22 protein-coding genes are annotated in these 21,291 nt (G+C 71.9%); 9 read left to right on the top strand and 13 right to left on the bottom strand.

What is annotated here, in order from left to right:
* Positions 1 to 3: 3 nt before the first annotated feature.
* The gene (locus tag ACFRMN_RS28780; RefSeq protein ID WP_383024604.1) at positions 4 to 414 is read right to left on the bottom strand and encodes a DUF485 domain-containing protein; all 411 of its coding nucleotides are present in this window, start codon (positions 412 to 414) and stop codon (positions 4 to 6) included.
* A 265-nt stretch (positions 415 to 679) separates the two neighbouring features.
* Here ACFRMN_RS28780 and ACFRMN_RS28775 point away from each other — a divergent pair, with 265 nt between their 5' ends.
* The 5 genes from ACFRMN_RS28775 to ACFRMN_RS28755 all read left to right on the top strand — a co-directional run bounded on the left by ACFRMN_RS28775 (position 680) and on the right by ACFRMN_RS28755 (position 7,155).
* Complete coding sequence (locus ACFRMN_RS28775; protein ID WP_383024602.1) at positions 680 to 2,224, top strand: S8 family serine peptidase; 1,545 nt, start codon at positions 680 to 682, stop codon at positions 2,222 to 2,224.
* Between the two features lie 297 nt (positions 2,225 to 2,521).
* Positions 2,522 to 3,604 carry a DEDDh family exonuclease gene (locus tag ACFRMN_RS28770; RefSeq protein ID WP_383024600.1) on the top strand — a complete coding sequence of 361 codons (1,083 nt, stop codon included), beginning with the start codon at positions 2,522 to 2,524 and terminating at the stop codon, positions 3,602 to 3,604.
* 160 nt (positions 3,605 to 3,764) lie between these two features.
* Positions 3,765 to 4,568 carry an SURF1 family protein gene (locus ACFRMN_RS28765; RefSeq protein ID WP_383024597.1) on the top strand — a complete coding sequence of 268 codons (804 nt, stop codon included), beginning with the start codon at positions 3,765 to 3,767 and terminating at the stop codon, positions 4,566 to 4,568.
* Positions 4,569 to 4,610: 42 nt separating this feature from the next.
* Positions 4,611 to 6,395 (top strand): glycoside hydrolase family 15 protein, encoded by a 1,785-nt coding sequence (locus ACFRMN_RS28760; RefSeq protein ID WP_383024595.1) that lies wholly within the window; start codon positions 4,611 to 4,613, stop codon positions 6,393 to 6,395.
* Between the two features lie 4 nt (positions 6,396 to 6,399).
* Positions 6,400 to 7,155 carry an SDR family oxidoreductase gene (locus ACFRMN_RS28755; RefSeq protein ID WP_383024593.1) on the top strand — a complete coding sequence of 252 codons (756 nt, stop codon included), beginning with the start codon at positions 6,400 to 6,402 and terminating at the stop codon, positions 7,153 to 7,155.
* A gap of 446 nt (positions 7,156 to 7,601) precedes the next feature.
* On the opposite strand, the gene amaP is transcribed toward ACFRMN_RS28755, so the two are convergent.
* From amaP to ACFRMN_RS28730, 5 genes are read right to left on the bottom strand one after another with little or no spacing between them, the layout of a single operon-like run.
* Positions 7,602 to 8,180, bottom strand: a complete 579-nt coding sequence (gene amaP / locus ACFRMN_RS28750; protein ID WP_383024590.1) for an alkaline shock response membrane anchor protein AmaP — start codon at positions 8,178 to 8,180, stop codon at positions 7,602 to 7,604.
* 9 nt (positions 8,181 to 8,189) lie between these two features.
* Entirely contained in the window at positions 8,190 to 8,864 is a 675-nt protein-coding gene (locus ACFRMN_RS28745; protein WP_383024587.1) for a DUF6286 domain-containing protein, read from the bottom strand.
* The gene (locus tag ACFRMN_RS28740; protein ID WP_383024585.1) at positions 8,861 to 9,217 is read right to left on the bottom strand and encodes a hypothetical protein; all 357 of its coding nucleotides are present in this window, start codon (positions 9,215 to 9,217) and stop codon (positions 8,861 to 8,863) included. Before ACFRMN_RS28740 ends, ACFRMN_RS28745 begins: the two co-directional genes overlap by 4 nt.
* Positions 9,214 to 9,405, bottom strand: coding sequence for a hypothetical protein (locus tag ACFRMN_RS28735; protein ID WP_383024583.1), 192 nt, complete (start codon positions 9,403 to 9,405; stop codon positions 9,214 to 9,216). The genes ACFRMN_RS28740 and ACFRMN_RS28735 overlap by 4 nt, the downstream gene beginning before the upstream one ends.
* Before the next feature lie 60 nt (positions 9,406 to 9,465).
* Positions 9,466 to 9,957, bottom strand: a complete 492-nt coding sequence (locus tag ACFRMN_RS28730) for an Asp23/Gls24 family envelope stress response protein (protein ID WP_383024580.1) — start codon at positions 9,955 to 9,957, stop codon at positions 9,466 to 9,468.
* Between the two features lie 94 nt (positions 9,958 to 10,051).
* Between ACFRMN_RS28730 and ACFRMN_RS28725 the strand changes: the two genes are divergently transcribed.
* Entirely contained in the window at positions 10,052 to 10,798 is a 747-nt protein-coding gene (locus ACFRMN_RS28725) for a hypothetical protein (RefSeq protein WP_383024577.1), read from the top strand.
* A gap of 70 nt (positions 10,799 to 10,868) precedes the next feature.
* Here ACFRMN_RS28725 and ACFRMN_RS28720 read toward each other — a convergent pair whose 3' ends face one another.
* From ACFRMN_RS28720 to ACFRMN_RS28705, 4 genes are all read right to left on the bottom strand, one after another.
* Positions 10,869 to 11,660, bottom strand: a complete 792-nt coding sequence (locus ACFRMN_RS28720) for an enoyl-CoA hydratase/isomerase family protein (RefSeq protein ID WP_383024574.1) — start codon at positions 11,658 to 11,660, stop codon at positions 10,869 to 10,871.
* A gap of 130 nt (positions 11,661 to 11,790) precedes the next feature.
* On the bottom strand, positions 11,791 to 12,012 hold the full coding sequence (locus ACFRMN_RS28715; protein ID WP_030753304.1) for a helix-turn-helix domain-containing protein: 222 nt from the start codon (positions 12,010 to 12,012) through the stop codon (positions 11,791 to 11,793).
* 423 nt (positions 12,013 to 12,435) lie between these two features.
* Positions 12,436 to 14,034: an ABC-F family ATP-binding cassette domain-containing protein gene (locus ACFRMN_RS28710; protein ID WP_383024571.1), complete on the bottom strand. Its 1,599-nt coding sequence runs from the start codon at positions 14,032 to 14,034 to the stop codon at positions 12,436 to 12,438.
* Between the two features lie 156 nt (positions 14,035 to 14,190).
* Complete coding sequence (locus ACFRMN_RS28705) at positions 14,191 to 15,144, bottom strand: hypothetical protein (RefSeq protein ID WP_383024568.1); 954 nt, start codon at positions 15,142 to 15,144, stop codon at positions 14,191 to 14,193.
* A 234-nt stretch (positions 15,145 to 15,378) separates the two neighbouring features.
* Between ACFRMN_RS28705 and ACFRMN_RS28700 the strand changes: the two genes are divergently transcribed.
* On the top strand, positions 15,379 to 15,810 hold the full coding sequence (locus tag ACFRMN_RS28700) for a VOC family protein (RefSeq protein ID WP_383024565.1): 432 nt from the start codon (positions 15,379 to 15,381) through the stop codon (positions 15,808 to 15,810).
* Positions 15,811 to 15,903: 93 nt separating this feature from the next.
* On the opposite strand, the gene ACFRMN_RS28695 is transcribed toward ACFRMN_RS28700, so the two are convergent.
* From ACFRMN_RS28695 to ACFRMN_RS28685, 3 genes are all read right to left on the bottom strand, one after another.
* Entirely contained in the window at positions 15,904 to 17,301 is a 1,398-nt protein-coding gene (locus tag ACFRMN_RS28695; RefSeq protein WP_383024562.1) for a hypothetical protein, read from the bottom strand.
* A 307-nt stretch (positions 17,302 to 17,608) separates the two neighbouring features.
* Entirely contained in the window at positions 17,609 to 18,736 is a 1,128-nt protein-coding gene (locus ACFRMN_RS28690; RefSeq protein ID WP_383024559.1) for an alpha/beta hydrolase, read from the bottom strand.
* A gap of 93 nt (positions 18,737 to 18,829) precedes the next feature.
* Positions 18,830 to 19,492: a class II aldolase/adducin family protein gene (locus ACFRMN_RS28685; protein WP_383024557.1), complete on the bottom strand. Its 663-nt coding sequence runs from the start codon at positions 19,490 to 19,492 to the stop codon at positions 18,830 to 18,832.
* A gap of 176 nt (positions 19,493 to 19,668) precedes the next feature.
* Between ACFRMN_RS28685 and ACFRMN_RS28680 the strand changes: the two genes are divergently transcribed.
* Entirely contained in the window at positions 19,669 to 20,943 is a 1,275-nt protein-coding gene (locus tag ACFRMN_RS28680) for an anion permease (RefSeq protein WP_383024553.1), read from the top strand.
* 31 nt (positions 20,944 to 20,974) lie between these two features.
* Positions 20,975 to 21,202, top strand: coding sequence for a hypothetical protein (locus tag ACFRMN_RS28675; protein ID WP_383024551.1), 228 nt, complete (start codon positions 20,975 to 20,977; stop codon positions 21,200 to 21,202).
* The last annotated feature ends 89 nt before the right edge of the window (positions 21,203 to 21,291 follow it).

Raw genomic sequence — 21,291 nt, 5'->3', positions numbered from 1 at the left:
GGCTCACGCGTCCGCCTCCATCCGGGACTTGATGACGTCCGCCTTCGGGTCGAGCCGGCGCGACGCGTGCCGCGCGTAGAGCCAGGCGATGAGGAACGTGGTGACGAACTGCGCGAGGCCGAGGATCAGGGCCACGTTGATGTTGCCGAAGACCTTGGTGCCCATGAAGCCGCCCGCGTAGTTGGACAGCAGGACGTACAGCAGGTACCAGGCGATGAACGCGACGGTCAGCGGGAAGGCGAAGGAGCGGTACGTACGGCGCAGTTCGCCGAATTCCGCGCTCTCCTGCACCTCGACGAACTGGGCCGTCGTGGGCTGCGCAGTCGTGGGCTGCGCCGTCGTGGACCGGTCCGGCGTTGACTGGGCGGGGCTGGTGTCCGTACCGCCCGCGGGCGGCGGTGCATCGGAAGCCACGGAATCTCCTCGTGACGCGGGTGCGGTGGGGTGGGTCATCAGGGAAAACCTCACAGGGGGTGCGGATGTGCTGGTCCCCCTGACAACGGCACGGAAGGCGTGGCGACGCGGTTCAACACCGGCCTTTTTCTTCCAGTTTCTTCCAAAAATGATTCGGGAAGTGATTGATGACCGGGGATGATCAGCGATAACTTCACTGGTCATGTACCCGTCCACGCGCACGCCTGCGCGGGGACGGTTCTTTCACGGATGATGTGGAGAACCCATGGCTCATCTGGGATCCAGACGGCGGCGCGCGCTCGCTCTGCCCGCAGGTCTGGCGCTCACCGTCTCGCTCGGCTTCCTGCCGACCGGTACGGCCACGGCCGCGACGGCGGCGGGCAGCGTCCCCGCGGTCGCGACGGACGGCCCGAAGCTGTCGTACGTCGTCAACACCCGCGGTGGACGTTCCACCGTCGCGTCGATCAAGAAGGCGATCGGCGAGGCGGGCGGCACGATAGTGACCTCCTACGACCAGATAGGCGTCATAGTCGTCACCTCGCAGAACCCCGGGTTCGCGAGGACCGTCCGCAAGGTCAGGGGCGTCGACTCGGCCGGTTCCACCCGCACCGCGCCGATGGCCGCGCAGTCCACGACGGACATCGGCGCCCCGCAGGTGCTGTCCGCCGAGGAGGTCGCCGCCGCCACGGCGAAGGCGAAGGCGAACAAGGCCGCCGACCAGGACCCGCTGGAGCCGTTGCAGTGGGACCTGCCCGCCATCAAGGCGGACAAGGCGCACGAGAAGACGCTCGGCAGCAGGAACGTCACGGTCGCCGTCATCGACACGGGTGTCGACGACACCCACCCGGACATCGCGCCGAACTTCGACCGCGCGGCCTCGGTCAACTGTGTCGGCGGCAAGCCGGACACGACCGAGGGCGCCTGGCGGCCGGGCACGGGCGAGAGCCCGCACGGCACGCATGTCGCCGGTGAGATAGCCGCGGCCAAGAACGGTGTCGGCGTCACCGGTGTCGCGCCGGGCGTGAAGGTCTCCGGCATAAAGGTGTCCACGCCGGCCGGCTTCTTCTACACCGAGGCCGTCGTCTGCGGCTTCGTATGGGCCGCCGAGCACGGCGTCGATGTGACGAACAACAGCTATTACACCGACCCGTGGTACTTCAACTGCAAGAACGACCCCGACCAGAAGGCTCTGGTCGAGGCGGTCTCGCGGGCCACGCGGTACGCGGAGAAGAAGGGCGCGGTCAACGTCGCCGCGGCGGGCAACGAGAACTACGACCTCGCGTCCGACTCGATCACCGACCCGTCCAGCCCGAACGACACCACTCCGGGCGACCGGGTCATCGACCCGTCCGAGTGCCTCGACATCCCCACCCAGCTGCCGGGTGTGGTGACCGTCTCGTCCACCGGCGCCAAGGGTCTGAAGTCCTCGTTCTCCAACTACGGTCTCGGTGTTGTCGACATCGCGGCCCCGGGCGGCGACTCCACGCGCTACCAGACCCCGGCCCCGCCGGCGGTCAGCGGTCTGATCCTCGGCCCGCTGCCGGGCGGCAACTACGGCTACATGGCCGGTACGTCGATGGCCTCCCCGCATGTCGCGGGCGTCGCGGCGCTGCTGAAGTCGACCCACCCGCACGCCTCGCCGTCGGCGATCAAGGCGCTCCTGTCGGTCCAGGCCGATGACACCGCCTGCCCGGCGCCGTACGACATCGACGGTGACGGAGAGGCCGACGCCGTCTGCGAGGGCGGCAAGGGCTACAACAGCTTCTACGGGGCGGGTCTTGTCGACGCCCTGGCGGCGGTGCGCAAGTAAGCACCTGGGCGCCACTGGGTGCCCTGAGCACCAATAGCCGTACCAAACGCGGGCCGTCCTCCGGGGCGGCCCGCGTTCGTGCGCCGTACGACTCTGTGCGGAGAATGCGGCCGTCCGCGATGGAAACCCCGCCGTCCGGTCGGCATAGCAGAGACCGCCGTCGGCCCCGGCACCGCCCCCGATACCGCCGTTCCCCCACCACCGTAAGGGGCTTGACGGAACGATGGCTCGGAACCCGGCATCGGCCGGTCCCGGCCGACCGGGCTGCCGGACTGTCAGTCGCGGCCCGTATTCTTTGTGACCATGCTCGACGACCATACGACTACAGCGACATGGCCGACCGCCTACCCCGAGGGGTACGCGGTCGTCGACGTCGAGACCACCGGACTCGCCCGCGACGACCGGATAGTGTCCGCTGCCGTCTATCGCCTGGACGCCCGGGGCAATGTCGAGGACCACTGGTACACGCTCGTCAATCCGGAGCGCGACCCGGGGCCCGTGTGGATCCATGGGCTGACGAGCGACGTCCTGGAGGGCGCCCCGCTCTTTCCCGAGGTCGCCGGTGAGCTGGCCGCGCGGCTCGACGGGCGGGTGCTCGTCGCGCACAACGCGATCTTCGACTGGTCGATGATCGCCAGGGAGTACGCGCGCGCGGAGCGGACCGCGCCCACCCGGCAGCGGCTGTGCACCATCGCGCTCTCCAAGGAGTTGGGCCTGCCGCTGCCCAACCACAAGCTGGAATCGCTCGCCGCGCACTTCGGCGTCGTACAGCGGCGCGCGCACCACGCGCTCGACGACGCGCGGGTGCTGGCCGAGGCGTTCCGCCCGAGTCTGCACGCCGCGGCCAGGGACGGCGTACGGCTGCCGCTGCTGGAGTGCCGGCCGCTCACGGAGTGGTCGGACGCCCCGGCGCTGCCCCGGGTCGGCTATCAGTCCTCGTACCGGCAGACGAGCTGGCGGCCCTCGCGCAAGCGGCCCGCGTGCCCGTATCCGAACCCGGGCAAGTATGTGCCGGGCGAGCGGCTGGTGCAGGGGATGCGGGTGGCGTTCTCCGGCGACACCTCCGTCGACCGCGAGCTGCTGGAGGACCGGGCCGTGGAGGCGGGGCTGCATGTCGCGACGAGCCTGTCCCGGCTGACCAGCCTGCTGGTGACCAACGACCCGGGATCCTCGACGTCCAAGACGGTCAAAGCGGCGTCGTACGGAACGCCGGTCATCGACGAGGCCGCGTTCACCCAGCTGCTGCGGGACGTGGCCCCGGCGCCCGGTGCGTCCGTACCGGCACCCGCGTCCCCCGCCCCGTCCGTTCCGTCCGTCCAGTCCCTTCCGTCCGTCCCGGCGTCCACCTCCGTCCGCGCCGCCACCCCCGCGGACGGGTGATGGGCGCGGGACGCGCCGGGGGGCCGCTCGCGTACCACCCCCGGCCCGAGCGCGGCTCCCTCTCCCAGGACCTTCCCCGTCACGTCTCCCAGGACCGTCCCCGTCACGTCCCGCCACCCCCCGTCAGATCCGCCGGGACCCGCCGGGTACCGTCGAAGGCGTGTACCGCTTCCTGTTGTCCCGGCAGTGGGTGATCCTCACCCTCCTCGCCCTCGCCCTCATCCCCGCGATGATCGAGCTGGGTTTCTGGCAGTACCACCGCCATGAGAACAAGGTCGCCCAGAACTCCCTGATCTCGGGCAACCTCTCGGCGAAGCCCGTCCCGGTCACGGATCTGACGTCCCCCGGGCACACCGTCCCGCGCGCCGACTACTGGCGCCGTGTCACCGCCACCGGCACGTTCGACACCGCGCACGAGGTTGTCGTACGCCGTAGGACCTCCATCGACGACCGGGTCGGCTTCCACGTTCTGACCCCCCTCGTCCTGAAGGACGGCCGCGCGCTCATCGTGAACCGCGGCTGGATCCCCTTCGGCGACGACCAGCGGTCCTTCCCCAGCATCCCGGCGGCGCCCAAGGGCGAGGTCACCATCACCGGCCGGCTGAAGGCGGACGAGACGTCGGCGGCCAGCGGTATCAAGGATCTGCGGGATCTGCCGCCCCGCCAGGTCATGCTGATCAACAGCGCGCAGCAGCGGGAAGAGCTGGGCCGTACCGTCCTCGGCGGCTATGTCGAGCAGATCTCGCCCGTACCGGCCGGTGGCAGTCCCGAGCAGATCCCGAGCCCCGACGACAGCTCGATCGGCCCCCATATGGCGTACGCGGTCCAGTGGTGGCTGTTCGTCGCCGCCGTGCCCGTCGGCTGGGTGGTTCTCGTACGCCGTGAGCTCCGCGACCGCGCGGCGGCGAAGGCCGAGCAGAACGCCGCCGACGCGGAATCCGCGCAGGAACCCGCGGCCGTCTGACACCACTGCTTAACGCCCGCGCCGTACGGGAACAGCCCTGGCGTGACCCAACGCATCGAGGACTACGCACTTATCGGCGATCTCCAGACCGCCGCCCTGGTCGGCCGGAACGGCTCCATCGACTGGCTGTGCCTTCCTCGCTTCGACTCGGCGGCCTGCTTCGCCGCGCTGCTCGGGGGCGAGGAGAACGGCCACTGGCGGCTCGCCCCCACCGACGGGCGCGAGTGCACGCGGCGCGCCTACGTGGGTGACTCGCTGGTGCTGGAATCCGTGTGGGAGACCCGTACCGGCACCGTCAAGGTCATCGACTTCATGCCGCAGCGCGACAGGGCCCCCGAGATCATGCGGATCGTGGAGGGCGTCAGCGGTTCGGTCGACATGAGTGCCACGATGCGGCTGCGCTTCGACTTCGGCTCGGTGGTGCCCTGGATGCGGCGGGCGGGGGACCACCGGGTGGCGGTCGCGGGCCCGGACTCCGTCTGGCTGCGCAGTGAGCCCCCGGTCAAGACCTGGGGTCAGCACTACAGCACGCGGTCGTCGTTCACCATCGGCGCGGGCGAGAAGGTGGCCTTCGTCCTCACCTGGCACCCCTCGCACAAGCCGCGCCCGCGACGCGTCGATCCGCACAGGGCGCTGGCGCGCAGTCTGGAGGACTGGAAGAGCTGGGCGGAGCGCTGCCGCTACCAGGGTCCGCACCGCGCGGCCGTCATGCGCTCGCTCATCACGCTCAAGGCGCTCACGTACGGCCCGACCGGCGGGATCGTCGCCGCACCCACCACCTCCCTGCCGGAGGATCCGGGCGGCGTACGGAACTGGGACTACCGCTACTGCTGGCTGCGTGACTCCACGCTGGTGCTGCAGGCGCTGCTGTCGGCCGGCTATCTGGAGGAGGCGGCGGCCTGGCGCGACTGGCTGCTGCGCGCGGTCGCGGGCGATCCGGCCGATCTCCAGATCATGTACGGACTCGGCGGCGAGCGCCGGCTGCCGGAGACCGAACTGCCGTGGCTGCGGGGGTACGCGGGCTCGGCGCCGGTCCGTACCGGCAACAACGCGGTCGACCAGCTCCAGCTCGATGTGTACGGCGAGGTGATGGACTCGCTCAATGTGGCACGGACGGCGGGTCTCCCCGCGCAGCCGCACGCCTGGAACATCCAGCTCAGCCTGCTGGGCTTCCTGGAGTCGAAGTGGCGCGAGCCGGACGAGGGCCTGTGGGAGGTGCGCGGGCCGCGCCAGCACTTCGTGCACTCCAAGGTGATGGCGTGGGTCGCCGCCGACCGTGCCGTGAAGACGCTGGAGGACAATCCGGCGCTCAGGGGGGACGTCGGGCGCTGGCGCGCGATGCGGGACGAGGTGCACCGGGAGGTGTGCGAACGGGGTTACGACCCGGAGCGCAACACCTTCACGCAGTCGTTCGGCTCCGCCGAGCTGGACGCGGCGACGCTGCTGATCCCCCGGGTCGGCTTTCTGCCGCCGGACGATCCACGGGTCATCGGCACGGTCGACGCGGTACGGGCCGAGCTGGGGCACGGGGGTTTCCTGCGGCGCTACAGCACGACGGGGCCCTCGGTGGACGGGCTGCCCGGCGGTGAGGGAACGTTCCTGGTCTGCTCGTTCTGGCTGGCCGACGCGCTCCACATGACGGGGCGTACGGAGGAGGCGAGGGAGCTGTTCGAGCGGCTGCTCGCACTGCGCAACGACGTCGGGCTGCTGGCGGAGGAGTACGACCCGGTGGCGCGGCGGCAACTCGGCAACTATCCGCAGGCGTTCAGCCATATCGGGCTGGTGGTCACCGCGTTGACCCTCACCGGGGTCGACACGGCAGGATAGGACCATGGATCTTGGACTGAAGGACCGCGTATACGTTGTCACCGGTGGATCGCGGGGGCTGGGCCGCGCGGCGGCGGAAGCGCTGGCCGCGGACGGGGCGAAGGTCGTCATCTCGGGCCGCGACGAGGTGCGCGTCGCCGAGGCGGCCGCGGAGATCGGCCCCGGCGCGTACGGGCTGGCCGCCGACAACGCCGATCCGGCGGTGGCGGCACGTCTGATCGCCACGGCCAAGGAGCGGTTCGGCCGCTTCGACGGCGTCCTGATCAGTGTCGGCGGCCCGGCGCCGGGGTTCACCGCGGACAACACGGACGAGCAGTGGCAGACCGCGTTCGAGTCCGTCTTCCTGGGCGCGGTACGAATCGCCCGCGAGGCGGCGGCCGAGCTGGGCGAGGGCGGTGTGATCGGGCTCGTGCTCTCCTCGTCGGTCCACGAGCCGGTCCAGGGCCTCACCATCTCCAACGGCCTGCGGCCGGGCCTGGCCGGCTTCGCGAAGTCCCTCGCGAACGAGGTCGGCCCGCGCGGGATCCGGGTACTTGGCCTGCTGCCGTCCCGTATCGACACGGACCGGGTGCGTGAACTCGACGCGCTGTCGGGCGACGCGGAGGCGGCGCGGGCGGCGAACGAGTCCCGGATTCCGCTGCGGCGGTACGGGAGGCCGGAGGAGTTCGGGATGACCGCGGCGTTCTTGCTGTCGCCGGCCGCGTCGTATCTGACGGGGGTGATGGTGCCGGTGGATGGCGGGGTGCGGCGGGGTTTCTAGGGCGGCGGCCGGGGGGGTGTCGACCGCTGCGCGGGGCGTTTCCCCACCCCGCCCCTTCCCGAAACCGGGGCTGCGCCCCGGACCCGCTGCCCGGCGTTGCCGTGGCAGCCCGGTACGACCGCCGTCGCCGGGCGAGCCCGACGCGGGCCCGGCCCCGTGGGCGCAGCCCCGAGGCCGCCGGCGGAGAGCCGGAGCACCGGCCGCAAGCACCCCGGGGCCCGGTACGGGGGCCCGGTACGGAGGCCCGGGGCGGAGCCCCGGTTTCGGGAAGGGGCGGGGTAGGGGAACGCCCCGCACAGCAGAACGGCACACCTCGGCCGCAGGCCAGCACCCCGCCCGAAGCGGAACCCCGGCCGCAAGCACCCCGGGGCCCGGGGGCGGAGCCCCGGTTTCGGGAAGGGGCGGGGTGGGGAAACGCCCCGCGCGGCGGGCCAAGCCGTACGCGGTCAGCTCACCCTCTCCGCCCCATGCCTCACCGCCCGCAACCGCACCTCCGCCCGCAGCTCCCCCAGCCCCGCCGACCTCCGCGCATGCTCCAGCGCCTCCGCCGTCAGCAGGTTCAGCGTCTCGCCCGGTGCCGCGTGGGGCTCCAGGAGGAGGCGTACGCGGGCGGCAGGGGCGGTGCGGCGGCCCGTGAGGCGTACGCGGGCGCGGGCCACGCCGTCCAGGGACTCCGCGTCGTCCTCCACCGCGCTCTCCAGCGCCCGCGCGCGTAGCAACGCGCCCTCGCCGTCGCCGCTGTCGACCAGTATCTCCGCCATCCGGGCCCGGCGCAGCTGGGCGAAGAACCACCACAGGGCCAGCACGACCAGCACCGCCAGGACAGCGATGACGACCGGCCACCACCAGCCCTGATCGCGCCAGCGCTCGCGGGCGGCACGGCTCAGCAGCACATCGCGCTGCCCGCTGTAGGGCCACCAGGACGGCACGGCCCAGTCCAGTCCGCGCGCCAGCACCGCGCCGCCCGCGCAGAGCAGCGCCAGCCCGAGCAGAGCCAGCAGTACGCGGTTGACGACCCGGATCATCCCGTCACCTCACCTCTTCTTGACGGGCCTGCGGACACGCATCCTCAGCGCGGGCGCCCGGTCGAGGCCCAGTTCGCGGATGCCGGCGCTGAGCACCCTGTCCAAGTCGTCCCGTACGTCTCCGAGTTCGCGGAAGTGGGAGAGGGCCCGCACCTTCACCTTCGAACGGCTCATCCGTACCCGCGCGGACCGCACGCCCGAGACCTCCATGGCCCGGTCGCGCAGCGTCAGCGCGGCGGCGTCGCGGTCGATGCCGGCCCGTACCAGCGGGGATTGGCGCCGCATGGGCAGCAGTCCGCGCAGGCCGGGGGTGAGGGCGAGCGCGAGGAGCCACAGTCCGAGCGCCATCGCGACGCCCGCCGCGACCAGCACCCAGGGCTCGTCGAGCGGCTGCCGGGCCAGTTGGACGGCGAGCTCACGGCGCCAGTACATCGCCTGACGGCCCGCCCGTACCGCCGCGATGTCGTACAGCAGCAGTCCCGACGCGCCGAGTACGACCAGCGCGGCCAGCGCCGCGGGGACGCGGCGCGTGGACCAGAAGCGCCCGGCCCGTTCGCCGTTGCCGTCGTCCGACAGCGTGGGCCTGGGCTCGTACGGTGTGGTGGGGTCCCGCGGGTCCCGTTCCCCCACTCCGCCGCCCCGCTCCGTACCCCCGGCTCGCCCCTCGGGCGCGGGTCCGCTCATTGGAGCCTCCCCCGCGCCGCGAGCCGTGCCGGGTCGGGGTGCAGCCGCTCCACCCGTACCACCACCTCCGGCACGTCCATGTCCGCCAACGCCTTCACCCGCTGGGCGACGCGGAGACGTACGGCGCCGCACTGCCGGCCGATGTCGGTCGGATACTCCAGCTCCACACCGATCCGTACGCGCGCGCTGTCGTGGCGCACCGTGACGGTGGCGTGCGGCGCGGAGCCGCCTTCCGGTACGCGGTCCAGCGCCTCCCTGGCCGCCTGTGCGGCGATCTTCGCGACGACCCGGTCGGCGATCGTGGTCGCCCCGCGCTCGCCGGCCGCCACCCGTTCAACGGCCACGCGCGTCACCGCCGCCGGTCGTCGCGGTCGCGACTGCGGAAGAGATCGCCGGGTTCGAGATCGCCGTCCAGGAAGCGCCCGGCCACGAACCCGATCAAACCCAGCGCGGCCACCAGCACAAAGGCTCCGAAGCCGCCGAAGTACCCGGCGAATCCGAGCGCCATACCGGCCAACAGGCCGACCACCGCCATGCTCATGTGCCGCTCCTCATCCACTCCACTGCCGGTCGCGTACGGTGCGGGACGCGCGTACGGACGTTACTGGAGCCGGGTGTCCGGCTCTTCGTCGTCTTCCTCGTCGGGCAACTTGACGTCGATGACCGCGATGTTGACCTCGACGACCTCCAGTCCCGTCATCCGCTCGACCGCCGAGATGACGTTCTCCCGTACGGCGGCGGCGACTTCGGTGATCGAGACGCCGTAGTCGACGACGATCTCCAGGTCGAGCGCCGTCTGTACCTCTCCGACCTCGGCCTTCACGCCCCGGCTGACGGACTTGGCGCTGCCGGGGACCCGGTCGCGCACGGCGCCGAAGGTACGGGACATCCCGCTGCCCAAGGCGTGCACACCGAGGACGTCGCGGGCCGCGAGGCCGGCGATCTTCTCCACCACGCCGTCGGCGATGGTGGTACGGCCGCGGGAGGCGGGGGGCCCGCCGCCGCGTTTGGTGACGGGGCTGCTTCCCCCTTCGTCGGGCGACGGCTTCCTGCCCGACGGCGCGGACTGGTTACGGGGTGCGGTGTCTGACATCGCCATTCGTTCCTTCCCGGGCGGTGGTGGACTCCGTTCCCCACACTAGGTGCGCTTGCCCCGTCCCGCCCCGTGGATGCGGCAGGCTGGAGGAATGACGACTGCGCACAGCTCCGATGGACTCGGCACCGGCGGATGGACGGCCGCGGTACGGCAACGGCTCGGCCTGGGCAGGCTGCTTCCGCTGGGCGCGGCGCGGGACGGCGCCTGGCTGTCGGAACGCGCGGCGACGGACGAACTGCGCCGGGCCGCGGCGGAGGTGGCGGGTGCCGCGCTCGGCCGGCTGCGGCTTTCCCTGGCCGATCCGGACCGGGCCGGCCGACCCGCCGTGCCGCCGCCGCCCAGCGCGCTGCCGCCCGGTCCGCTGAGGATCGACGGGGAGTTCGCGGCGGGTCCCGATGAGCCGCTGCCCGCCGTGGCGGAGCGACTGCGCGCGGTGCTGTTCACCTGCGCGACTGAGCGTCTTGGGCTACGGGTCGAGGAGGTCGATCTGCGGGTGACGGCCCTGCTCGGTCCGTCCGGAGACGCCGCGGAGGAACGACCGGCCGGGACCGAGGCGCCCGCTGGGCCGAACGGGGAACGGCCCGCCGACGTACGGGCCGCCGCCCCGCAAGGTGAGCCGGAATTGCTGGCGGCAGCGGTGCCGGGCGTCGCGCATCCGACCAGAACGCTGGGCGACGCGGTGGTCACGACTCCGGGACATGTCCGGGTGGAACTGGCGACGGCGGCCGGGCACCGCCCGCTGGTGGTGGCGCGGGCGGTACGGGCGAAGCTCACGGCGGAGCTGCCGGGTGCGCCTTCGGTGGCGGTCCTGGTCACGGCGGTGGGTCAGGACGGCTGAGGCGGCACCGTGCCGAAACCGTAGGACGGCGACATCGACGACGCCCTTTCGGACTTGGAGGCGCGGCCTCTTACTCCTCCAGGCCCGCCAGATCGCGCAGCCGGCGTGCCTGCGCGGCGCGCTCGGCGGCGCGCTGGGTCTCGAAGGTACGACCCGCCGCGCCCTGGAGGAGCGCCTTGGTCTCGATCACCGCGTCCCGAGGCGCGGCCAGCAGCGCGCCCGCCAGATCGCCTACCGCCGCGTCGAGTTCGTCCGCGGGCACGACGAGATTGGCGAGCCCCGTACGCTCCGCTTCCTCGGCCTGTACGAAGCGGCCCGTGGCGCAGATCTCCAACGCGCGGGCGTAGCCGACCAGTCCGACGAGCGGATGGGTGCCGGTGAGGTCGGGGACCAGGCCGAGGCTCGTCTCGCGCATGGCGAACTGCACGTCGGACGCGACGACTCGCAGGTCACAGGCGAGAGCCAGCTGAAAGCCGGCCCCGATCGCATGTCCCTGAACGGCCGCGATCGACACGATGTCGGGGCGGCGCAGCCAGACGAACCCGTCCTGGTACGCGGCGATCGCCGCGTCGAGGTCCTGGTCGCATTCCCGCGCGAGATCCAGGAAGGACGGCTCGCCGTCGAACCCCTCGGGGGTGAACGCCTGCCGGTCGAGCCCCGCGGAGAAGGACTTCCCTTCGCCCCGCAGCACAACGACCCGCACGCTGCCCGGCAGTGACCTTCCGGCTTCCGTCAACGCCCGCCACAGAGCGGGAGACTGAGCGTTGCGCTTCGCCGGATTGTCCAGTGTGACCGTGGCAACCGCGTCCTCGATGGTGAGCCGTACGCCGTCCTTGTCGAGTACTGGTTCGAGCGAAGTCATGGGGCGCCTCCGGTTCGGGCAGTCTTGGAAAACGAGCTAAGTGACTGCACAGTAACCACCTGGGCGATCGTCCGATCGACCCGGGTGGCCACCATCCGAACCGGTGGCCAGGAGGAGTCGCGCTCGGTCGTCAGGCCGATGCGGCCTTCTTGCCTCGCGTCGCTCCGCCGCGTCCCCGCAGCGTGACTCCGGACTCGCTGAGCATCCGGTGGACGAATCCGTAGGAGCGGCCGGTTTCCTCGGCCAGCGCCCGAATGCTCGCACCGTTGTCGTATTTCTTCTTCAGGTCTGCCGCGAGCTTGTCGCGCGCGGCGCCGGTTACCCGGCTGCCCTTCTTCAGAGTCTCGGCCACCCGTGCCTCCTCATGGGAAGTGCGCTCTGGACTTCTCATGATCACCCCTCGCGGGCTTCCTGGCCACCCATTCGGCAAGGTCCGCACGACAAGCTTTACCCGGCTCCAGGGGTGAAACACGACCGGAATCGCGCATTCCCTACGCGATCACCGCCGCCTTTACCCAAAGCTCCCGGCGAAGTGCCAGGTCAGGGCCTTCTCATCGGAGAGGACGCGGATCATGGTGCGATCGGCCCGTTCCGCCGCGCACCACGCCGTGGTACGAGACGCACTCACACAGATGAGGGATCACCACTGAGCCGAAATGATCCATATGGAGTCGATCACGCGCGTGGATCATGTAGCGACAGCTCATCACCGGTCCCCGGCACCCCGCTCACGGAGTGCTCGGGCGGGTCCTCAGGCGGGTAGTCGGGCGGGTACTCAGGCGAGTGCGACCAGATCCGCGTAGTCCGCTCCCCAAAGGTCCTCGACCCCGTCGGGCAGCAGAATGATCCGCTCCGGTTCCAGCGCGTGCACCGCGCCCTCGTCGTGGGTGACCAGGATGACCGCTCCCTTGTACGTGCGGAGCGCGCCAAGGATCTCCTCACGGCTGGCCGGGTCCAGGTTGTTCGTCGGCTCGTCGAGCAGCAGCACATTCGCGGAGGAGACGACCAGGGTGGCCAGCGCCAGCCGGGTCTTCTCGCCACCGGAGAGCACCCCGGCCGGCTTGTCGACATCGTCCCCGGAGAAGAGGAACGAGCCCAGCGTCTTGCGGACCTGGACGAGGTCGAGGTCGGGAGCCGAGGAACGCATGTTCTCCAGGACGGAGCGGTCCGGGTCCAGGGTCTCGTGCTCCTGCGCGTAGTAGCCGAGCTTGAGGCCGTGACCGGGGGTCACCTGTCCGGTGTCCGGCTTCTCGACCCCGGCCAGCAGTCGCAGGAGCGTCGTCTTGCCCGCGCCGTTGAGGCCGAGGATGACGACCCGGGAGCCCTTGTCGATGGCGAGATCGACATCGGTGAAGATCTCCAGGGAGCCGTACGACTTCGACAGTCCCTCGGCGGTCAGCGGGGTCTTGCCACAGGGGGCGGGCTCGGGAAAACGCAGCTTGGCGACCTTGTCGGACTGGCGCACCTCCTCAAGACCGGACAGCAGCCGCTCGGCGCGGCGGGCCATGTTCTGCGCGGCGACGGTCTTGGTGGCCTTGGCGCGCATCTTGTCGGCCTGGGAGTTCAGGGCGGAGGCCTTCTTCTCCGCGTTGGCGCGCTCGCGCTTGCGGCGCTTCTCGTCGGCCTCGCGCTGCTGCTGGTAGAGCTTCCAGCCCATGTTGTAGACGTCGATGTGCGAGCGGTTGGCGTCCAGGTAGAAGACCTTGTTGACGACGGTCTCGACCAGTTCGACATCGTGGGAGATGACGATGAAGCCGCCGCGGTACGTCTTGAGGTAGTCGCGCAGCCAGACGATCGAGTCCGCGTCGAGGTGGTTCGTGGGCTCGTCGAGCAGCAGGGTGTCGGCGTCCGAGAAGAGGATGCGCGCCAGCTCGACGCGGCGGCGCTGACCGCCGGAGAGCGTATGGAGGGGCTGGCCGAGCACCCGGTCGGGCAGCCCGAGCGCGGCGGCGATGGTGGCGGCCTCGGCCTCGGCGGCGTATCCGCCCTTGGTGAGGAACTCCGTCTCCAGGCGCTCGTACTTCCTCATCGCCTTCTCGCGGGTGGCGCCCTGACCGTTCGCCATCCGGTCCTCGTTCTCGCGCATCTTCTTCAGTACGGAGTCGAGTTCACGCGCGGAGAGGATGCGGTCCCGGGCGAGGACGTCGAGATCGCCGGTGCGCGGGTCCTGCGGCAGATAACCCACCTCGCCGGAGCGGGTGATGGTGCCCGCGGCGGGGACGCCCTCGCCCGCGAGGCACTTGGTGAGCGTGGTCTTGCCGGCTCCGTTGCGGCCGACCAGGCCGATGCGGTCGCCCTTGGCGATACGGAATGAGGCGGACTCGATGAGGACACGGGCGCCGGCGCGCAGCTCTACGCCGGTTGCGGTGATCACGGAAAGACTCCAGGGCGGTATGGACGGCGGAAGAGGGCAGGCGGAGGAGATTCTTCGACGCCGGCTAATGCACAAGGAGAAATGCCATACGAGCCAGTCTAACTGGGCCGCGCAACTGCTTTCTCTGGCCGGTCCCCCGGCGGATCGTCCCAGCCCTTAGTTCGAGACGCCGCTGGGGGGATCGTTCCGGGGAACGTTCGGGCGATCGTTGCCGAGCGGGGTGCGGCCCGGCACGATCCGGCCGAGGTCGTCGACCGCCATGAGCTCGGCGGTCCAGTTCGTGTGTCCGGGGCAGGGCTGGGCGACCAGCAGGATCCCGGCCGTACGGACGTACCGTCCCGGCTCGAAGGCGCAGCCGCGGGCGGCGGGCAGCACCCAGCGCAGGTCGCCGTCGTCCGCCCGGAAGGTGGCGATGCGCTGCGGGGTGACGACGGCGAGCATGCGCGCCCCGGGTGTGAGGGGCTGGAGGACCCCGGCCGCGCGACCGGATCCCGCGGCCAGCCAGTCGGCGAGACCGGGCAGGGCGCGGTGCCAGCGGACGGCGGAGCCGGTGACGCGCTCGGTGTCGGTGACCAGGCCGTCGCTCCAGAGGGCGAAGGCGTGGCCGGGCCCCGCGGCGAGGGCGAGCGGGCGGCTGCCGGTGCGTTCATGGACCCAGCGGAGCGTGCCCGAGCGCGGGTCGCGCGCCTCGACGCGGGGGCCGGAGGTGCGCAGGACGGGTTCCTGGGCGGAGGGGGGTCCGGGAGCCGCGGTGGTGTGCACGGTGAGGCGGTCGTCGAAGGGGAGGTGCCTCGACTGGTGGGCGGCGGTCACCAGCGGGACGGCCAGTACGGCGGAGAGGCCCGCGAGGAGGAGGCGGGTGCGGCGTCGTTGGCTGTACCGGGAACGGCCCTGCCCGCCGGACCGGGGGCCGTGGCGCCGGGAACCGCCGGGCGGGAGGCCGTCGTGCGGTTGATCGCCGTACGAGGAGTCGGCGGGCGCGGAATCGGCGAGCGGGGAGTCGGCGGGCGCGGAATCGGCGAGCGGGGAATCGGCGTCGTCGTGGGGACCGCCGCTCTCTCTGGCGCCCGGCAGCAGGTCCGGCGCCGTGGTCGTCGGCAGAGCCGTCACTGTTCTCCCTCGGTACCACTGGTGGGCCACTGGTCGCGATCAGGCGCGAGCGTAGTCACGGGCCGCGCGGGCGGGGCGGGGGCGCTCCGCGACACGGCGGGCGCGCCCGGGCACATCCCCCGTTCGGCCTCGGATGCGGGCCGGGCGGGGCCTGCGGGCTCGACGGCCGATTGTCAGTGGCCGGTGCGAGACTGAGATCCGTGTCACATTCGAGCCCGCGAAGGGGTGAGCCGCATGACCGGAGTACCGAGTACCGGAGTACCGAGCACGGAAGCACCGAGCATCTGCCCGACCATCCTGTACAAGGACGCGAAGGCGGCCATCAGGACGCTGACGGATGCCTTCGGGTTCACCGAGCTGAGGGTGTACGAGGGCGCGGACGGCGAGGTGCTGCACGCCGAGCTGGCCTCCGGCGGCGGCGTGGTGATGCTGGGCTCGAAGGGCCGGGCGGGCGTCTTCGCCAGGGCGATGGGCGACGCGGGCCCGGCGGGCGTCTATGTGGTCGTCGAGGACGTCGACGCGCACCACGCGCGGGCGGTGGAGCACGGCGTCGAGATCCTGATGGCGCCCACGGACCAGGACTACGGCTCGCGGGACTACATGGCCCGCGATGCCGAGGGAAACATATGGAGCTTCGGGACGTACGCGCCGGGCGCGGGCGGCTGAGGCTGAGGCGCGGCGGACCCCGGTCCCGGGCGGCCGGGGCAGGGCCGGCGGGACCGGTCCCTGCCTCCGTGGCCCGGCGCGCGACCGGCCGGGTCAGGCTCCTCCGGTGTGCACCTGGAAGGCCGCCCGGCGGACCGCCTTGGCGAAGGCGGGATCCGGATGCGCGGCGGCGAGGGCGACCAGCACCTGGACGGTTCGGGGGTGGCCGACGGCCCGGATCTCGTCGAGCAGCGTGGGCACATTGCCCTGCACGGCGGAGTCCAGGTGACGGACCAGCAGATCGCTCTCGCCGTGGTCGGCGACGGCCGCCGCGGTGTCGACCCAGAGCCAGGTGGACTCCTCCCGGGTAAGGACCTCGGCGGCGTCCTCCGGGTCGGCGCCCTCGTACTCCGCCAGCCAGAGCAGGGCGTAGGGGCGCAGCGAGGAGTCCGTCGCCGCGGCCCGTACCTCACCCTCGGCGGGGGCGCCGACGACGCGCAGCGCCTCGAAGGCGAGCCCGCGCAGCAGCGCGTCCTCTCCCCGGGCGACGGCGAGCAGTTCGGTGACCGCGCTGCCGACGGTGCGGGCGGCGAGCCAGGCGCGGTATTCGGCGCGGGCGGGGCCGGGGGTGAGCCGGGCGCAGCCGCGCAGCATGTGCTGGGCGGACTGCTCGATATTGCCCGCGGGGCTCTGGGCGGCGACGCAGATCTGCTCCAGCTTGACCCAGACCGCCCAGTTGCCGAGCGGGGTGAGGGTGGCCTGGCCCTTGCCCAGGGTCAGCGCGCCCACGGCGGCGAGCCCTTCCAGGGCCCAGTCGAGGAGCGGGGGCAGGAGGTCGCCGGCGGGCGGCTCGGGCGCCGGGGGCTCGACGGGGGCGGGCTGCGGGCCGTAGGGCACCTCGCAGCGCTCCTCGTGGAGCTCGGCGACCCGCTGCTGGAGGAGATCGAGCAGGGACGGTACGAGCACGGGCCCGGCGGAGAGCTGGAGGAGGGAGAGCACCTGGGGGACGGCCTCGACGACCTCGGCGACCGTGGAGGCGGCGACATCCTCGGGGGCCGGGTGCACGAGCGACCAGGCGTCGAAGAGGGCCACCCAGCCGCGCTGGACGGCGCTGTCGTCGCGGTCCCAGGCCTGGAGCCGCCAGCCGGGCCGTACGGCGGTGCCGTGCAGCTCGACGAGTCCGGCCAGCCGGGCGCGGTCCCAGCCCGCGCGTACCCGCTCGGGCGTCAACTCCAGTGCGGTGGCGGCCCGTTCCGCTGTCGCCGCGTCGAGCGGACCCGCGCCGGGGTCCCGGTCGCCGGCCGCCCAGCGGGCGACCCGTACCGCGTCGGCGAGGACCGCTCTCGCCTGACGGGCCAGCTCCGCCGGGGGCGGAGTGCCCTCGGGCGGCCGGGGTGCGGGCCGGCTGCGCCCGTCGGTCACAGCCCGTCGGGCCGTGGTCAACGGCCGCGGGCGGACGAGTCGGAGTCTGGAGTTGCGCGCCAATTGCTCATCAGGCTTTCGGGACGTCACGGGGGCAGTCTTCCCGGTGACCGCCCGAAAGCCCAAACGGAACCTGTTCTGGCGGTACGGGAAGGGCGGAAGGGGCCTTTTACCCGGGGGTGCCGCAGGGCACACAAGGGAAGGAAGATGCCTGTTGGCACGGTACGGGACGGATGGTGCGGCGCTCCGTGACGGGTGGACGCGACGGGCCGCAAGGTGCGCGAAGGAAGCGAAGCGGAGCGCCGGGCGCCGGACCGGATTCCACCGCGGCGGCGCATGCCGGACACATCCGTCAGACACCTGTAAGGCACCCCTGCGGCGCACGCCGTGCCAGGCGCTACATCAGGGGGGTGAGGAAGCGGCGAAGCGCCTCTTCGTAGCCGGTCGGATCCGCGTTCCACATGGCGCCGTGCGGAGCGTGCGCGACGGCGTGCAGGCTGATCAGACCGGAGCGGTGGGTGGCGAGTTCGCGGGAGGGGTTCCAGGACGCGAGGGTGTCGTCGGGGCCGTGGAAGATCAGCGTCGGGATGTTCAGGTTGCCGGGGTCGGCGGCCCGGCGCAGCCGGTCGCCGTCGAGACCGGCCCTGTCCTGGGCCGACCGGACCGCGAGGGGCAGCAGTGGCGCGGGGACACGGCGGGCGGTGGCCAGCGCCCGCAGGGTGGCCTCCGAGTCCAGCACCGGCGAGTCGAGCACCAGCCCGGCGATCCGGGCGCGGAGCGCGGAGCCGGCCGCCGCGCCCAGGGCCATCGAGGCGCCGGTGGACCAGCCGTGCAGCACCACGCGCTCGGCGCCGTACCGCACCGCGTAGCGGATCGCCGCGTCGAGGTCGCGCCATTCGGACTCGCCGAGGTGGCCGAGGCCGTCCGGGGAGCGGGGTGCCCCGGGATCGCCGCGGTAGGCGAGGTCGAGTACCGGAAGTTCCTGTTCCGCCAGGAACTCCATGATGTTCATGGGGTGCTCGCGGGTGGTGCCGAGGCCATGTGCGGTGATCACCCAGGTGTCGCGCACTCCGGGCACGAACCAGGCGGGCAGAGGGCCGAGTTCGCCCGGGATCGTCACGTCCTTGTGGTCGAGGCCGAGCGCGGAGGTGGGATCGCCGCTGTGGACCTGCGGGGTGAGGCGTACGCGGGCGCCGGGGACGAGCGAGCCGTGACTGACGCGCTCCAGTCGGCGCACCACGGTGTCCGCGGCGTGTTCCACATCGTCGAGAACGGGCCCGACGACGGCGTGGACGCCGGGGCCCTCGATCCCGTACGTACCGGGGCGCAGGGAGGCGAGACAGCGGGTCAGCGTGATCTGTCCGGCGGCCGTGGCGTGCACGGTGAGCCGGGGGTCGCCCGGCAGCGGACGGCCCGGGGGCGTCTTGAGCGCGGCGTCGCCGGCGTACCGGCCGACCGCGAACGCGGCCGCGCCGACGCCGATCAGTGTCGAGACGGCCGCTGCCGTCGCTTTGGCGGGGCGCACGTTCCCAGTGTGGTCACCCCTGCCGGGCCCGGCCAGCCGGCGGCGTCCGTCGGAGTGCCGGGTCCTTGCCGAACGCCCCGCCGAAAGCGCTGGTCAGCGTCGTTGCCCGTACCCCTTCAGCCGCTGTCCGACCTCGTCGAGCTGGGCCTCGGTCAGCAGCGTGGGGGTACGGCCGGGCAGCGAGCTCGCGGTGAGCCAGAGCCGGCACATCCACTCCAGCTGGGCCGTGCGGTCGTAGGCCTGGGCGAGGCTGTCGCCGTAGGCGACCGTGCCGTGGTTCTGGAGCAGACAGGCGTTCCGGTCGCGCAGGGCGTGGAGCATATGGGCGGCCAGTTCGTCCGAGCCGTACAGCGCGTAGGGCGCGACCCGGACCGCGCCGCCGTGTGCCGCCGCCATGTAGTGGATCAGGGGCAGTTCGGGGACGAGGGTGGAGACGGCGGTGGCGTGCACCGCGTGGGTGTGGACCAGGGCGGTCGCGGAGGTGTTCCGGTACACCGCGAGGTGCAGCGGCAGCTCGCTCGTAGGGGTGAATTCTCCGAGGACCTGTCGGCCGTCCGGATCGACGCCGACGGTGTCCTCGGAAGTGAGCTGGTCATACGGAACTCCGCTCGGCGTGACGAGGATCAGGTCGCCGATCCGCACCGACACATTGCCGGATGTGCCGACGACAAGCCCTTCATCTGCTGTTCTCCGGGCGGTGGTGATGAGTTCACGCCAGGCCCCGGCTATCGCGTCCCGGCTCTGCTGATCAGTCATAAGAGAATCCTGTCAGGCGGATACGGCGGGGCGCAGGGCGCTCCGTCAGAACGGGCGGGCGATTTCTCCACACATGGGGACACCGCAAAGACGAGCCCAGTTCATCTTCCGTTCACTCGGACTCCCTACGTTCACCGAGGCCACTGACGTCAAAAGATTGCCTGGGTCCTGGGTCAATGGAACACATCACGCTGCTGCTCGCGATCGTGATCGTGACGGCTCTCGTGTTCGATTTCACGAACGGCTTCCACGACACCGCGAACGCGATGGCGACGACCATCTCGACCGGGGCCCTCAAGCCCAAGGTCGCGGTGGGCATGTCCGCCGTCCTGAATCTCGTCGGCGCGTTCCTGTCCGTGGAGGTCGCCAAGACGATCTCCGGCGGACTCATCAATGAACAGGGCATCAGAACGGAAGTGATCTTCGCGGCGCTCGTCGGCGCGATCCTGTGGAATCTCTTCACCTGGCTGCTCGGTCTTCCGTCGAGCTCCTCCCACGCACTCTTCGGCGGCCTGATCGGCGCCACCCTGATGTCGGTCGGCACCTCCGGGGTCAACGGCGGCGTCGTCATCACCAAGGTGCTGATCCCCGCGCTCGCCGCGCCGGTCGTCGCCGGTCTCGCGGCGCTGCTCGCGACACGGCTGACGTTCCGCATCGGCCGCGGGACGGACGACAAGGCGACCGCCAAGGGCTACCGCGCCGGGCAGATCGCCTCCGCCGGGCTCGTCTCCCTCGCCCACGGCACCAACGACGCGCAGAAGACCATGGGCGTCATCACCCTCGCGCTGGTCACCGGCGGCGTCCTCGCCCCCGGCTCCAACCCCCCGATGTGGGTCATCGTCTCCGCCGGAGTGGCGATCGCGCTCGGTACGTATCTCGGCGGCTGGCGCATCATCCGCACCATGGGCACCGGCCTCACCGATCTCCGTCCGCAGCAGGGCTTCGCCGCCCAGACCAGTGCCGCGACCGTCATCCTGGCCTCCTCGCACCTGGGCTTCTCGCTCTCCACCACCCAGTCGTGCTCCGGCGCCGTGATGGGCGCGGGCCTCGGCCGCAAGGGCGGTGTGGTGCGCTGGTCGACGGCCACCCGGATGTTCATCGCCTGGGGGCTGACCCTGCCCGCCGCGGGCCTGGTCGCCGCCGGGGCCGAGTTCCTGACGGGCCAGGGCACGTGGGGCATCGCGGTCGTCGCCGTCCTGCTCGTCGCGATCTCCGGGGCGATCTGGCTCGCCTCGCGCCGTCGCCCGGTCGACCACACCAACGTGAACGAGAACGAGAACGAGGCGGTAGCCGACGGCGTCGGGGCCGAGCCCGCGGGCGTCGTCACCACCGCCATGGCGGCCGTCACCCCGCCGCCCACGGCCGGTGCCGCGCAGGAATTGTCGACCACCATCCCGGCCCCGGGCCCCACGGACCCCGCGGGCGAGCCCGCGCGAACCGCCACGGTGTAAGAACCGCCACGGTGTAAGGAAGAGAAACCGCATGAACATCGACTGGGCAGCACTCGGTTCCGTCTTCGGAGTCAGCCTCGTGGCCACCGTCGCCCTCGTGGGCCTGTTCACCCTCGGCATCGTGGGCCTCGCCAAGCAGGAGTCGGCGAGCGCGCGGGGCGCGACCGGCTCCGTGGCGCTGGCCCGCGCGGGCGCGTACACCTGCTTCGCGCTCTGCGTGGCGGCCGTCGCGTACGGGATCTCCCTGATCGTCGCCTGACCGGGCGAGAGGAACGCTCGGACTTCCAGACCCCCGGGCCGGGCCCCCCCCGGGGGGGAAACCCCCCGGGGGGGGGGGCCCGGGCCCGG

It is taken from the genome of Streptomyces sp. NPDC056835 (assembly GCF_042789485.1).
GTDB lineage: Bacteria > Actinomycetota > Actinomycetes > Streptomycetales > Streptomycetaceae > Streptomyces.
This window is presented reverse-complemented; position numbering and strand designations above follow the sequence as displayed.

Coding starts and splice junctions, on each gene's coding strand:
- ACFRMN_RS28730 (WP_383024580.1), bottom strand. CDS start 9,957: ATGTCAGACACCGCACCCCGTAACCAGTCCGCGCCGTCGGGCAGGAAG.
- amaP (WP_383024590.1), bottom strand. CDS start 8,180: ATGATCCGGGTCGTCAACCGCGTACTGCTGGCTCTGCTCGGGCTGGCG.
- ACFRMN_RS28700 (WP_383024565.1), top strand. CDS start 15,379: ATGACCGGAGTACCGAGTACCGGAGTACCGAGCACGGAAGCACCGAGC.
- ACFRMN_RS28720 (WP_383024574.1), bottom strand. CDS start 11,660: ATGACTTCGCTCGAACCAGTACTCGACAAGGACGGCGTACGGCTCACC.
- ACFRMN_RS28775 (WP_383024602.1), top strand. CDS start 680: ATGGCTCATCTGGGATCCAGACGGCGGCGCGCGCTCGCTCTGCCCGCA.
- ACFRMN_RS28755 (WP_383024593.1), top strand. CDS start 6,400: ATGGATCTTGGACTGAAGGACCGCGTATACGTTGTCACCGGTGGATCG.
- ACFRMN_RS28685 (WP_383024557.1), bottom strand. CDS start 19,492: ATGACTGATCAGCAGAGCCGGGACGCGATAGCCGGGGCCTGGCGTGAA.
- ACFRMN_RS28735 (WP_383024583.1), bottom strand. CDS start 9,405: ATGAGCATGGCGGTGGTCGGCCTGTTGGCCGGTATGGCGCTCGGATTC.
- ACFRMN_RS28745 (WP_383024587.1), bottom strand. CDS start 8,864: ATGAGCGGACCCGCGCCCGAGGGGCGAGCCGGGGGTACGGAGCGGGGC.
- ACFRMN_RS28675 (WP_383024551.1), top strand. CDS start 20,975: ATGAACATCGACTGGGCAGCACTCGGTTCCGTCTTCGGAGTCAGCCTC.
- ACFRMN_RS28725 (WP_383024577.1), top strand. CDS start 10,052: ATGACGACTGCGCACAGCTCCGATGGACTCGGCACCGGCGGATGGACG.
- ACFRMN_RS28680 (WP_383024553.1), top strand. CDS start 19,669: ATGGAACACATCACGCTGCTGCTCGCGATCGTGATCGTGACGGCTCTC.